Genomic DNA, 12620 nt, shown 5'->3' with positions numbered 1-12620 from the left:
GCCCAGCTCATTCTGGAAGTCAAGATCCCACGGGTGGTCATCGCCTGGCGCGAACCCAGCCTCTTCGTCGCCGACTGCCAAGGCTACGAACTCCTCACCGCGGCTGGTGTCACCGTCGTGGAACTGCCTGAGCTTGCCGAGCAGGCCCGCGCCATGAACGCCCACCTGTCGGTCTGATTCACCTTCGAGCCTGTTCCGGGGTCGGCTCTGCCATAGGTCTCACGGGCCTGCGCCCCGCCTGCTGAGCAGGTGTCGCGTTGGCTACTCGCGCACCATCACGGCCACGCGCCGGCGGACCCTGGGCTGTGTCAGGCATCACCGGACGGAGCCCGACCCGCCTCACGATCTCACGGCCGCGGGCCGCTCCAGCCACCGTTCCGGGCGACGGGAAGGATCACGGCATGAGCGCACCCACCGCGTCCGCGGCGGGCGACACCTGGGGCATCAGCGGCCCCTCTTTTCTCATCCTCTACGCCCTGGGATTCGCGGTCCTGCTGCTGGCGGCGATCGTCATGCGCCACCGCATCCTCGGCCCGACGGACACGCCGGTGGCGGGCCCCAACCCGTTGGACCCAACGGAACTCGCCATGATCAGCGGAAACCCACGGCTGGCCGTGACGTGCGCGGTCACCAATCTGCACGACCTGGGCCTGCTACGGCCAGGGCGGACGCGGCGCGGGTTGACCACCACGGGTGCGCCGCTGCCGCCCGACGCCACCCCACTGGAGCGGGAAGTGCTCGGCGCCATCCGCCGAGCGGGCGAACTGCGGCTGGAGTCGCTCAGCGCGCTGGTGTCACGGGGACCGGCCGTGACCGCCTGCCGTACTCGCCTGCAGGGCGCGGGACTCGTACCGACGCGGGCGCAGGCTCATGACTGTCGGCAGGCCCTGATCCCCCTGCTGCTCCTCGCGGCGATCGGGATCATCCGCGTCGCTGTGGGCGCCAGCCGGGGCAAGCCGGTCGGCCTCCTCTGCGTCGAACTGATCGTCACCGCGGTGGCGGTAGTGCTTCTCGCCCAGCGCCCAGCCATCACCCGCCGGGGAAAGGCCGCCCTGTCCACGGCCCGCCGCGACAGCGTCGATCTGCGGTCCGGCGGTGTACCCGGGCAACGCGCCCTCGCCCTCGCGCTGTTCGGCACGGGCGTGCTCTGGGACACCGACCCGGCCCTCGCCAGCCAGCTCGGCCTGGCCCGTCCCAGCGGGAACACAAGCGGCGGGGACGCAAGCAGCGGTGGTGGGTGTGGCGGTGGTGGCGGCTGCGGTGGCGGCGGCTGCGGCGGATGACCGCCACCGCACCGCCGAACAGTGCGCGGCGCAACCGCCACGGGCCGCCATCCGGGCTGGGGATCGGGTGGCGGCCAGAACTCGCGACCTTCATCGCCGACCGGACGGACCTGTCCTTCGTCGAGGTCATCGTGGAAGCGCTGCCTGCCCGCGGGCCTCTGCCGGCCGGCCTCGACCGGCTGGCTGGGCGCGGCGTCCCGGTCGTGCCGCACGGGGTCGGCCTCGGCTTGGGCGGCGCCGAACCGCTCCAGGCATGGCGGATCGCACGCCTGGCGGCTGTCGCCGAGCGGCTGCAAGCACCACTGGTCAGCGAGCATGTCGCGGTCGTCCGGGCCGGCGGGCTGGAAGCGGGGCACCTGCTGGCGGTGCCGCGGACCCGCGACGCACTCGACGTGCTGATCGCCAACGTACGGACCGTGTCAGCCGAACTGTCCGTCCCGCTCGCGCTCGAGCATCCCGCCGCGCCGCTGCACTGGCCGGACGCGGACCTCAGCGAAGCCGAGTTCCTCACCGAGATCGCTGAGCGCACCGGTGCGCTCCTGCTGCTGGACCTCGCCAACCTGCATGCCGACCGGGTCAACCACGGGGTCGACCCCGGCCGCTTCCTCGACCGGCTACCGTGGGAGCGCGTCGCCTACATCCACGTGGCCGGTGGAGTCATGCGCGGCGGGCTGTACCACGACACCCACGTCCACCCTGTCACCGGCGCGGTCCTCGACCTGGTCCGCGAAGTGGCGCGGCGATACCCCGGCCCACATGCGTTCATGCTTGAACGCGATGGTCATTACCCGTCCGTCCGGGAACTCGGCGGCGAGCTGGCGGCGATCAGCGCCGCTGCCGCCGCGGGCGGCGCGGGGCACCCCGGGCTACCAGGAGCTGGGCCGGTGACGGACGCCATGCCACGCCCCAGGACTCCCCGCGGCGGCAGCGGTGCCGATGGAGGCGACGGCGGCGACGGCGGCGACGGAGGGCGTGCGCGGCTGCGCCAGACGCAGACCGAACTCGTACGGGCGCTCGTCGCCGACGGGCCGATCCCCGCTGGATTCGACCCACGCCGCGTGGCGGCGACCCGCACGGCGCTCCTCCACAAGCGCGCGGATGCCGTTGCCCGAGCATGGCCGGCGCTGTCCTGCCTGCCCGGCTTCCGCTCCCGGTTCACCGCCTTCGCCGCCGGCCGCGCACCCGTCGGAGCGTACGCGGACGGCATGGCCTTCGCCCGCGCCGTCCGGGCCGACCTCGACGAGCCGGCCCGGTCCGAACAGCTCATGGCCGCCGTGGCCCGCCGACGCCTGGCCGTCGCGGTCGACCGGCAAGCCGGTGCCCGCCCGCTCGTCGCCATCCGGGCGCCGTTCGTCGGGACACGCCTGCTCGGCTCCGGCCGCACCCGGCTGGGCCGCACCAGGCTGCGGCGGCCCGGAACGGAATAAACGAAATAAGAGGGACCGGCAATAGGGGACGCGGCGCCGCGGGGTCCGGGCACACACCTCGTCGCATCGCTCCCCGTCCATCGCTGCGCGATGCACGGGTACCCCGGCTCGTCAGTCGCCACCCAACACCTCCGGTGACTCCCTCCGCCGCCTCGCGATGCCACGCGCCCCAGCCCCGCTCCTTGATCCACGCCCTGTTGCCGGACGCTCCAGATCAGCTGCGCAGAATCGCTCCGGTTACCCGGGTGGCCTCGGCGACCGCCGCGTCCCGCGCCGCGTTCGCCTCCTCCGCGGTGAGGGTACGGTCCCCCGCCCGCAGCCGCAGGCCGAACGCGAGCGAACGTTTTCCGCCGCCGATCTGGACCCCCTCGTAGACGTCGAAAAGGGTCAGCGCCTCCAGCAGATGACCGGCACCCGCCCGCAACGCCGCGGTGACCTGGGCCACGGTGACGCCCGCCTCGACGACCAGCGCGATGTCGCGGTCGGCGGGTGGATACGTGGACACCGCGGACGCCATGATCGGCGGGCGCGACGAGGCGATCCCGACCAGCGCGTCGAGGTCGAGCTCCATCGCGCAGGTCCGGCCGGGCAGCCCGTAGGCCGCGATCACCCGTGGATGCAGCTCACCGGCATGCCCGACGACCCGGCGCACGACCGGATCCGCCGCCGCGGGGCCGGCCACCGTCAGTCGCGCGCACCGGCCGGGGTGCCACGGCATCATCGCGTCTGCCGCCACCGACAGCTCCAGACCGGTAGCACCCGCGACGGTGTGTGCGGCGGCGACCGCGTCCTGCCAATCCGCCGGCCGCCCCGGTCCCCACCAACCGGCCGGTTCCCGCAGGCCGGTGAGAACGACGGCCACCAGTCTCGGCTGGTCGGGCAGGGCCGCGTTGAGCGCGGCGATCTCGTCCTCGCTGGGACGGTGATCGACCGCGGGGGTCGGCGGCGTGGCGGCGGCAACGGCCCGGAACACCAGACCAGTCTCGAACAGCGCCAGATCGCCCTGGCCCCGGCCGATGTTGCGGACGGCGGCGGCGAACAGTCCGGGCAGCAGGGTGGTGCGCAGGTTGGCGGCATCCTCAGCGATCGGGTTCGCGACCCGGACGGCCGCGGCCCGCGGGTCGTCCGCCTCAAGCCCGAGCTGGGTCAGCGTGTCGTCCCCGACGAACGGGACGGTGCGGACCTCGAGGTAGCCCTGCTGGGCGAGTGCCCTGTCGACCGCCCGACGCAGCCGCTGGCCCTGGGTGAGGCCGCGGCCAGCCGGTAGCCGCGGGAGGGTCACCGGGATTGTGTCGTAGCCTTCCAGCCGGATGACCTCTTCGACGAGGTCGGCGGGCCGGGTCAGGTCACCGCGCCAGGATGGCGGCGTGACCGCCAGCACCCCGGGCCCGTCGGGTCCGCTGCCGGTGCCGGATGCGGCCACTGTGGATGCGCTCGCTGTGGATGCGGCCACTGCGCAGCCGATGTCGACCAGCCGCTGCCGGACAACCTCGGCCGGGTAGGGACGTCCACCCAGACGCTCCGGCTCGGCCAGCGGGAAGGCGATCGTGACGGGATCCGGCCGGTGGTCGACGTCGGTGGCCCCCGGCTCCGCCGTGGCGCCGGTGAGCTCGATGAGCATCCGGACCGCCGTCTCCGCGGCGGCCGGCGCGAGCGCCGGGTCAACGCCGCGTTCGAAACGGCGTGACGCCTCCGAACCGAGCTGGTGGCGCCGAGCCGTACGGGCGATCACCACCGGATCGAAATGGGCCGCCTCAATCAGGATCTCAGTGGTCTCAGCCGAGATCTCGGTGGCCGCGCCCCCCATGACGCCAGCCAACGCCACCGGTCCGGAACCGTCGGCGATGACCAGGTCCGCCGGGTCGAGTTCACGTTTGACCCCGTCGAGGGTGACCAGCCATTCACCGGGGCGGGCGCGGCGCACGACGATCGGGCCGGACAGCTTCGCCCGGTCGAAGGCATGCAGGGGCTGCCCCAGGCCCAACATGATCAGATTGGTGACGTCGACCGGTGCCGAGACAGGCCGCATGCCCGACAGCGCGAGACGTTGGGTGAGTCCCAGCGGGGTCTGTGCCTGCGGGGACACGCCGGTCACGGTCCGGGCGACATACCGGGTGCAGGCGGTGGTGTCCTCGACGACGACCGGATACCCTCCGGCCGCGGTGCCGGCCAGTGGCCGGTCCGTGCCCGGCCCGGCCGGATCCTGGAAGGCCAGTCCAAACGCGGTGGCCGCCTCCCTGGCGATCCCGCGGACGGACAGGCCATAACCGCGGTCCGGGGTGACGGCGATGTCGAGGACGTCGTCGGCGAGGTCCAGCAGTTCGGCAACGTCCACGCCGAGCGGGGTGTCAGCCGGCAGCACCAGGATGCCGTCGTGGTCGTCACCGATGCCGAGTTCACGAACCGAACAGATCATGCCGTCACTGAGGTGCCCGTAGGTCTTGCGCGAGGTGATGGTGAAGCCGCCGGGCAGCACCGCGCCAGGCAGCGCCACCGCCACCCGGTCACCGACCTCGAAGTTGAAAGCTCCACAGATCACCCCGCGGGTACCGGTCGGCGGCACCTGGACCGTCACCCAGCGCACGTTCTTCTTCTTGGTCTCGACGACCTCGATCGCGCGGACCTCACCGACGACGACACCGGCGATGTCACGGCCGACGGGCTCGACGGCCTCAACCTCGAAACCGGCTCTGATCAGCGCCTCGGCGACCACTTTCGCCGACGGCAGGCCGGCGACGGTCGCCCGGAGCCACGACATGGGAATCTTCATGACCCGCTCCCCGTCTCGAACACGCGGCCGAACCGGACGTCCCCGTCGACGAAGTCACGGATCTCGTGGACGCCATGGCGGATCATGGCCGCGCGTTCCAGGCCCATCCCGAAGGCGAAACCGCTGTAGCGGGCCGGGTCGACCCCGCAGGCGACCAGCACGTTCGGATCGACCATCCCGCAGCCGCCCACCTCGATCCAGCCCTCGTCGGAGCACACCCGGCACGGCTGGCGGTCCGGTTCGCCACGACAGGCGAAGCAGCCGACGTCGAGCTCAGCCGACGGCTCGGTGAACGGGAAGTAGGACGGCCGCAGCCGGGTGGGCAGGCCCGACCCGAACAGCGCCTGGGCGAACACGTCCAGGGTGCCGCGCAGGTCGGCCATGGTGATGCCCTCATCGACCGCGAGGCCCTCGAGCTGGCCGAAGACGGGCGAGTGCGTCGCGTCGACCGCGTCGTTGCGGTACGTCCGCCCTGGGCACACCACATACACCGGCAGTGGACGAGACAGCAGCGCGCGGACCTGGACCGGCGAGGTGTGCGTGCGCAGCAGCAGCCCGCTGCCCATCGGGTCGACGTACAGGGTGTCGTGCGAGCTTCGCGCCGGATGATCGGGGCCGAGGTTCAACGCCTCGAAGTTGAACCAGTCGTGCTCGACTTCAGGCCCTTCGGCGACCTCGTAACCCATGGCCACGAACACGTCGACCAGGTAATCGGACAGCGTCGTGATCGGATGCCGTGCCCCGAGCGGGCGGCGGCCCGCCGGGACAGTGACGTCAACCCGCTCCTCGACCAGGACCCGGGCGTCACGCTCGGCGGTGAGTTCGGCGAGTCTTGCCTCGTAGAGCTCCCGGACGGCCGCTGTGGCGTCGTTGTGCCGGCGCCCGGCCGCGGCCCGGTCCGGCTGTGGCAGGGCGCCGAGCACCCGGCGCGCCAGCATCAGCGGAGCGGACCGGCCATCAACCTGTGACGTGCGAACGGCGGCGAGCTCGTCGAGATCGCCCGCGGCGGCGATCTCCGCGGCCGCCCGCGCGCACAGCTGGGCAAGCCGGTCCGGACCGAGCTGGTCCGCGTCAGCCCGGCCCGGGTCCGCGCGGCCTGGATCGACACGGTTCGGATGATCGGCTCGGTTCGGATCGACTCGGCTCGAGTCAGCGCTCGGTAGGGACGGTGACACGCTGGTCATCCTCATTGAAGTCATTGATGGCCGGACCGGCCATCAGGTGGGATCCCGACCGCCGTCCACCACAGGTGGGCGGACACGCGGGCCGGGTGCGGGCTGCGGGCCGGGGCGCCCGCCGGGTCACGGCTTCGCTTCAGGCGAAGACGGGTGCCCCGGCGGGCACCACAAATCGGAACTCGGCGCCACCGCCCGGCGCCCGCCCAACCATGATCGTACCGCCGTGCGCATCGATGAGCGCTCTGGCGATATAGAGCCCGAGGCCCGTCCCGTTACCGCGGGTCGCGCCTCGCCAGAACTTCGTGAAAACCCGGGATGCGCTTGCTTCGGGCACGCCCTCGCCCTCGTCCGCCACACTCACCTCGGCTCCGGTCAGCGTGCCGCGCATGACAATGGTGACGGTACCCGCGCCATGGCGCAGCGCGTTGTCGACGAGATTGTGCAGCACCTGTTCAATCTTGTCGGCGTCCAACCACATCTCCGGCAGCGTACCTTCGGTGCGCATCGCGAACCTGTCGCGGGTGGCCTCTCCCGCCGCGACCTTGCCATCGACGACCCGGCGCAGCGTCTGATCAAGATCCACGATCTGTTTGCGCATCTGGATCCGGCCGGAGTCGATCCGCGAGACGTCGAGCACCTCGGCGAGCAGCCGGGTCACCCGGTCGGCGTCGGTGTTGACGGTGTTGAGCATGAGCTTCTTCTGCTCTTCGGTGAACCTGTCCCACTTCGCCAGCAGCGTGGCGGTGAACCCCTTCACGCTCGTCAGCGGGGAACGCAGTTCGTGCGCGACCGTGGCCACCAGGTCGGCGCGGTTACGCTCAAGGCGCTCCCGGCTGACGGTGTCCCGCAGCGACAGCGAGACCTGCGCCAGCCGCCCCTCGACACGGACATAACGAACAGTGACATTAAGATCGCGTTCGTGCTGGGCGCCCGCGAAGGTCAGCCGCCGCTCCGGCTGGCCGGTCACCCGCGGCAGGTTGCGGCTCACCCGCGAACATTCCCACCAGTCGTTGCCCCGCTCGTCGAGCAACGGCAGGACCTCGGTGAGATGACGGCCCACGGCGGCGGCCGCCGCGACGCCTGTGATCTTCACGGCCGCGGCGTTGAATATCTCCACCCGGCCGGTGGCGTCAACCACCACGATCCCGTCTGGGAGATCATCCCAGGAGACCGGCGACACGGCGGGTACCTCAAGGTACGGCGTCCCATCCGCCCGCGGCCCGGGACCGGACAGTGGTTCTCCGTCCGCCGGTGGATTGCGAGCTTGGTCGGGAGCCGACGTGACCGTGTGCGTCACAGCCGTCCACCTCCCCCGGCGCCTTGAGTGCCGGACCCGAGCCTCGCCTGTGCGCGCGCTGACGCGTACAGGCAGATCGCAGTCGCCACCGCAAGATTCAGCGACTCGGCCTGACCGTACACCGGCACCCGGAGCACCGCGTCCGCGGACACCACGTCGGCCCGCGGGAGACCGCGCGCCTCGTTACCGAACAGCCACGCGGTGGGTACGCCGAGTTCCCCCGCGTCCGCCGCGGCATCGAGATCCCGTGCCGCGAGCGGGGTGGTGGCGATGATGCGGCAACCATGGTCCCGCAGCTGGCGGACCGCATCATCGAGATCGATATCGGTCACCACCGGCAGGTGGAAGATGCTGCCCGCGGACGCGCGGACGGCCTTGCCACCGAACGGATCCACCGACGACCCGGCGAACACGACGGCGTCCGCGCCCGCGGCGTCCGCGGATCTTACAATCGTCCCCGCGTTGCCCGGATCACGTGTGTCAAGACAGATCGCCACCAGCCGGGGGTGGGCGAGATCCGCGACCAGGTGGCGTGGGCACTCGGCCAGCCCGACCACACCCTGAGGCGTCACCGTCTCGGACAGTGATGCCACCGCGTCATCCGACACGACGCGCACCGGTATCCCCGCTCCGTCCACAAGTGCCGCGTACCTGCTCATCGCCGACGAACCCACGAAAATCTCATGCAGTGCCCCGACCGCGAGTCCCGCTGTGACCGCTTGGGGCCCCTCGACCAGAAACTGACCGCGGACACGACGGACCGCCGGGCGGCGCAGGCGCCGCGCGGCGAGCACCCGCGACGAACGCGGGCCAGCCGGGTCCGGGACCACCAGCATGAATTCGGATACGCGCCGGCCTACGCGATCGATCAGGCCGCCGACGTCTCCGGCGTACGGGCCGGTGAGGCAGGTGGCAGGGCGGCACGCGCGACCTCGACGAGCGCGGTGAACGCGGCCGGGTCCGTCACCGCGAGCTCGGCGAGGATCTTCCGGTCAACCTCCACCTCGGCCAGCCGCAGCCCCTGGACGAACCGGTTGTAGGTCAGCCCGTTCGCCCGCGCGGCGGCGTTGATCCTGGCGATCCACAGCTGCCGGAAGTCACCCTTACGAGCCCGCCGGTCCCGATAGGAGTAGGCCATCGAGTGCAGGACCTGCTCCTTGGCCTTGCGGTACAGCCGAGAGCGCTGCCCCCGGTACCCGCTGGACTGCTCTAGCACCGTCCGGCGTTTCTTCTGGGCGTTGACCGCCCGCTTGACCCTTGCCATGAGGGGGAAACTCTCCTTCAGTCGTGACTGTCGGCACTACGTCGCGCCGCTCCCAGCGGGTGGGAGCGGTTCGGGGGGACGGCCGGCGGTCAGCGCGCCAACAGCTTCTTGATGCGTCCTTCGTCCGCCGGGCTAAGCGTGACCTCGTTGTACAGCCGCCGGGTACGCCGGCTGGACTTGTGCTCCAACAGGTGATTGCGATTGGTCCGGCGGCGCATCACCTTGCCGGTACCGGTGATTCTGAACCGTTTGGACGCGCCGGTGTGGGTCTTCATCTTGGGCATCTGGAGATCCTGTAATCCGTGGTGATCATCAACGGTGTTCTGGGTCAGACCCGGCCGGCGGGCTCTGGCGCGCGCTGGGGCCGGGACCCCTTGTGCGGTGCCATCACCATGGTCATGTTCCGGCCGTCCTGCTTGGGCTGAGCCTCGACGTAACCGAGCTCCGCGACATCGGTCGACAATCGCTGCAAGAGGCGGATGCCGAGCTCGGGCCGGGACTGCTCACGCCCGCGGAACATGATCGTAATCTTGACTTTGTCGCCGGCCCTGAGGAACCGGACCACGTGACCCTTCTTGGTCTCGTAGTCATGCGGATCGATTTTCGGCCGGAGCTTCATTTCCTTGATGACCGTCTGGACCTGGTTCTTACGAGCCTCCCGACGCTTCTGGTCGGACTCGTACTTGAACTTTCCGTAGTCCATGAGCTTGCAGACCGGCGGACGAGCCGTCGGAGCGACCTCGACCAGATCGAGATCCGCCTCCTGCGCAAGCCGCATCGCCTCAGCGATGGCGACGATGCCGATCTGCTCGCCTTCGGGCCCAACCAGGCGCACTTCGGGCACCCTGATCCGGTCGTTAATACGTGACTCTGCGCTGATGTGGTTCCCTCCGTGGACTCGACGCGCGGGCATGACCTGCCGCTGCGGAGCCCTGCACCCAGCAAGACTGGGCACCCGGCCGACACGCCGTCACAGACGGCTCGGCCGACCGGCGACCCGGCCGCCGAACATGCGACGTCGGGTGGGAGGCAAGCCTCCGCTTGGCCTTGTCACCACAGGATGGCGCCGCTACGAGACACCAGCCAGATAACAAGCGGTCGACTGACAGCCTAGCAGAGCGGGCCGGATGCGACGATCAGTTGACCGTCGGATATCAGAGTGGCCACGGTGGATATTCCGTCAGAAACCGGTCAACCCGCCATCGGGCGGCGGGAGCGATGACGAGACCACCGGCGCCGGGGGCGCGGCTGCTCGGCCAGCCGCGCGCCAGCCTCCTCCAGAGCCACCGTCTCTCCCAGAGCCACCGCCGCGACCCGCCTCAGCAGCTCCCCGTCGACAGTGGCCATGGCCGGCCCGGCGATGTCGAGCACGACCGCGCGGTGGCCGTCCCGCACCGCCTGGGCACACAGGGCGTGGCCGGGCACCGCGACCGGCCGGGCGGCCTGGCGCCACCGGGCCAACGTGTCAACACCGCTGAACGCCGGGATCGCGGTGGCGCCGGAGGGCACCCGCAGCGTTACCAGAACCATCTCAGACGTCTTGTCGGCCCCGGTGACGGCGTCGGCATCGGTCCTGCGCGCCTCGATCGCGACGAAGACCCGGGCCCAGGCCAGCGCGGCCGCGACCGCATGTTCGTCGCCCGCGTCCAGCGCGGCGCGCAACGCGCCGTCACCACCGCCATGATCGCCTTGTCCGGCCGGCGTCAGCAGCTCCCGCTTCACCAGTCAACCCTAAACGCCTGGCAACACAGGACGCGGCGTCGCGGGGCTGGGGCACGCCCCTCGCGTCATCGCTCCCCGTCCATCGCTGCGCGATGCACGGGTACCCCGGCTCGTCAGTCGCCACCCAACACCTCCGACGCCTTCCTCCGCCGCCTTGCCGGATCGGGCGCGGATGAGCCGCTCACTGATCGAAAGCCCGATCTCACACCCGCTCTAAGAACGATCAGCCGGATACGGCCTCCACGGCGGCGGCAAGTTCGCCAAAGGCCGCTCTGGTACGGCGACGCAGAGCCGGCCAGGTGAACGACACGTCGCCGGCCAGAGCCGGATCGAACGGCACCACGACCACGGCCCGCGCGCGTTCGGAGAGCTGGGCGAGGCGACGGCGGGCCCGGCCGGACCAGCGGACCGGGACCGTCTCCACAACAACCACCGAGACGCCGCTCCCGATCCGGGTGATGCCGGCGGCGTCGGTGGCGGCATCGGTGGCGGCAACCTCAGCACCGGCGAGCGCCGCCAGCACGTCATCCGCGGCCGAAAGATCGAAAAGATCGGCCCGGACCGCGACCACGAGGGTGTCGGCCCGGGAGAACGGCGCCGCGGACAGCGGCTGGCTCCAGCCAGGCGGTCCGTCGACCAGCACCACCTGATGCCAGACCGCCAACATGTCCTGTACCCGGACTGGCTGCTCGGCGGACACGTCCACCGCGATGACCGGGTCGTGGCGGGAAGCGGCGAGAGCCATCCCGAGGCCGGCCGCGGCCGTGCGCCCGCAGCCCCCGGTGAACCCGCCGACATGTACCCGCAGACAGCTGATCGCGGATGTGGCGGGTGTGCTGCCGGCTTCCCCGGCCGCCGGCAGGCCGGCGCCGGGCCAGGTGATCTCCGGCGACACCGTCACCGGGAAACGCCCAAGCACCTGATCGGCAGCTTCCGGACCGGCGGCCGGCTGATCGGCGGCCGGCTGATCAGCGGCCAACGTGACGAGTTCGACGTCCGGGGTCCAACCGGCCGGAGCCGGCGCCGGCTGCCGCCGTGGCCGGGCCGACCGGACGGGCGCCGCGAACGGAGCGCCGTCGTGCGTGCCGAGCCGTAACCGGCCCGCTCGCCGGCTCACGGTCGCGTCGCGGTTGTTGTCCTGGCTGGGCATGCGCAAGCCGAGCAGAGACACGGGCCGCGCGTCACCGACATCGGCCGCGAACACCGTGCCGGGCTGGATCTCGAGGGCATCACCGGCATCCGGAACCTGGCCGATTTCCCCCCGCGCGCCCGACCGGGGCGTTGGGAGATCCGGCCGATAACCGTCCTCGTCCCGTCCTCGCGCTGTCATCGCGCTCACCACCGCCTCCCGTCCCCACGGGGACCCCGCAGCCCATAGCCGGGGCCTGCCGCCGGAATAAGGTGGCCCCCCGATTCACCGGGACCTCCGGCGGCGCTGAGCACACGGTATGCGGTATCCATTACGGATAAGAGTCCCTGTCACCGGGCCGAGTTACAAGCTAACCGACCGCTGAGAGCGAATCAGAGTTCCGGCCGTTCGCGACGGCTTCGGGCGAGTTGACCGATTCAGGCAACACGTGGAGCGGCACCGGACACGAAAAGAAACCGGATACGAACGGAACCGGACACGAACAGAACACACGAAGAACTACGGATGCCGTAGTGGTCGCCGCCGGAAG

At 71.1% G+C, this 12620-nt stretch carries 11 protein-coding genes and 1 pseudogene; 3 read left to right on the top strand and 9 right to left on the bottom strand.

Annotated elements, in window-relative coordinates:
* From MJ785_RS16200 to MJ785_RS16190, 3 genes and pseudogenes are all read left to right on the top strand, one after another.
* Nucleotides 1–177 (top strand): annotated as a pseudogene (locus MJ785_RS16200) (dCMP deaminase); the annotation flags it as partial.
* A 224-nt stretch (nucleotides 178–401) separates the two neighbouring features.
* On the top strand, nucleotides 402–1283 hold the full coding sequence (locus MJ785_RS16195) for a TIGR04222 domain-containing membrane protein (protein ID WP_239381585.1): 882 nt from the start codon (nucleotides 402–404) through the stop codon (nucleotides 1281–1283).
* Nucleotides 1280–2710, top strand: coding sequence for a DUF692 domain-containing protein (locus MJ785_RS16190; protein ID WP_239381584.1), 1431 nt, complete (start codon nucleotides 1280–1282; stop codon nucleotides 2708–2710). Before MJ785_RS16195 ends, MJ785_RS16190 begins: the two co-directional genes overlap by 4 nt.
* Nucleotides 2711–2924: 214 nt before the next feature.
* Here MJ785_RS16190 and pheT read toward each other — a convergent pair whose 3' ends face one another.
* The 9 genes from pheT to MJ785_RS16145 form a co-directional block, all read right to left on the bottom strand.
* On the bottom strand, nucleotides 2925–5480 hold the full coding sequence (gene pheT / locus MJ785_RS16185; RefSeq protein ID WP_239311485.1) for a phenylalanine--tRNA ligase subunit beta: 2556 nt from the start codon (nucleotides 5478–5480) through the stop codon (nucleotides 2925–2927).
* Entirely contained in the window at nucleotides 5477–6670 is a 1194-nt protein-coding gene (gene pheS / locus MJ785_RS16180; protein ID WP_239381583.1) for a phenylalanine--tRNA ligase subunit alpha, read from the bottom strand. The genes pheT and pheS overlap by 4 nt, the downstream gene beginning before the upstream one ends.
* Nucleotides 6671–6794: 124 nt before the next feature.
* On the bottom strand, nucleotides 6795–7955 hold the full coding sequence (locus MJ785_RS16175) for an ATP-binding protein (protein ID WP_370651662.1): 1161 nt from the start codon (nucleotides 7953–7955) through the stop codon (nucleotides 6795–6797).
* Nucleotides 7952–8791 carry an RNA methyltransferase gene (locus MJ785_RS16170; protein WP_239311481.1) on the bottom strand — a complete coding sequence of 280 codons (840 nt, stop codon included), beginning with the start codon at nucleotides 8789–8791 and terminating at the stop codon, nucleotides 7952–7954. The genes MJ785_RS16175 and MJ785_RS16170 overlap by 4 nt, the downstream gene beginning before the upstream one ends.
* 32 nt (nucleotides 8792–8823) lie before the next feature.
* Nucleotides 8824–9219 (bottom strand): 50S ribosomal protein L20, encoded by a 396-nt coding sequence (rplT, locus tag MJ785_RS16165; protein WP_239311479.1) that lies wholly within the window; start codon nucleotides 9217–9219, stop codon nucleotides 8824–8826.
* A gap of 89 nt (nucleotides 9220–9308) precedes the next feature.
* Nucleotides 9309–9503: a 50S ribosomal protein L35 gene (rpmI, locus tag MJ785_RS16160; RefSeq protein WP_239311477.1), complete on the bottom strand. Its 195-nt coding sequence runs from the start codon at nucleotides 9501–9503 to the stop codon at nucleotides 9309–9311.
* Between the two features lie 44 nt (nucleotides 9504–9547).
* A complete protein-coding gene (gene infC / locus MJ785_RS16155) occupies nucleotides 9548–10132 on the bottom strand; it encodes a translation initiation factor IF-3 (protein ID WP_239311475.1) in 585 nt (194 codons plus the stop codon).
* Between the two features lie 278 nt (nucleotides 10133–10410).
* Nucleotides 10411–10941: an SseB family protein gene (locus MJ785_RS16150; RefSeq protein ID WP_239311473.1), complete on the bottom strand. Its 531-nt coding sequence runs from the start codon at nucleotides 10939–10941 to the stop codon at nucleotides 10411–10413.
* A 223-nt stretch (nucleotides 10942–11164) separates the two neighbouring features.
* Nucleotides 11165–12280, bottom strand: coding sequence for a hypothetical protein (locus MJ785_RS16145; protein WP_239381582.1), 1116 nt, complete (start codon nucleotides 12278–12280; stop codon nucleotides 11165–11167).
* Between the last annotated feature and the right edge of the window lie 340 nt (nucleotides 12281–12620).

The organism is Protofrankia sp. CiT1 (assembly GCF_917627335.1).
In the GTDB taxonomy this organism is placed as follows: domain Bacteria; phylum Actinomycetota; class Actinomycetes; order Frankiales; family Frankiaceae; genus Protofrankia.
Note: the sequence above shows the minus strand (reverse complement) of the source record. Positions and strands in the feature narration are given on the sequence as shown.

Bases quoted from the DNA above. Each gene is read 5' to 3' on its own strand.
- infC (WP_239311475.1), bottom strand. From the start codon at position 10,132: ATGCCCGCGCGTCGAGTCCACGGAGGGAACCACATCAGCGCAGAGTCA.
- rplT (WP_239311479.1), bottom strand. From the start codon at position 9,219: ATGGCAAGGGTCAAGCGGGCGGTCAACGCCCAGAAGAAACGCCGGACG.
- MJ785_RS16170 (WP_239311481.1), bottom strand. From the start codon at position 8,791: ATGCTGGTGGTCCCGGACCCGGCTGGCCCGCGTTCGTCGCGGGTGCTC.
- pheS (WP_239381583.1), bottom strand. From the start codon at position 6,670: ATGAGGATGACCAGCGTGTCACCGTCCCTACCGAGCGCTGACTCGAGC.
- MJ785_RS16195 (WP_239381585.1), top strand. From the start codon at position 402: ATGAGCGCACCCACCGCGTCCGCGGCGGGCGACACCTGGGGCATCAGC.
- MJ785_RS16190 (WP_239381584.1), top strand. From the start codon at position 1,280: ATGACCGCCACCGCACCGCCGAACAGTGCGCGGCGCAACCGCCACGGG.
- pheT (WP_239311485.1), bottom strand. From the start codon at position 5,480: ATGAAGATTCCCATGTCGTGGCTCCGGGCGACCGTCGCCGGCCTGCCG.
- rpmI (WP_239311477.1), bottom strand. From the start codon at position 9,503: ATGCCCAAGATGAAGACCCACACCGGCGCGTCCAAACGGTTCAGAATC.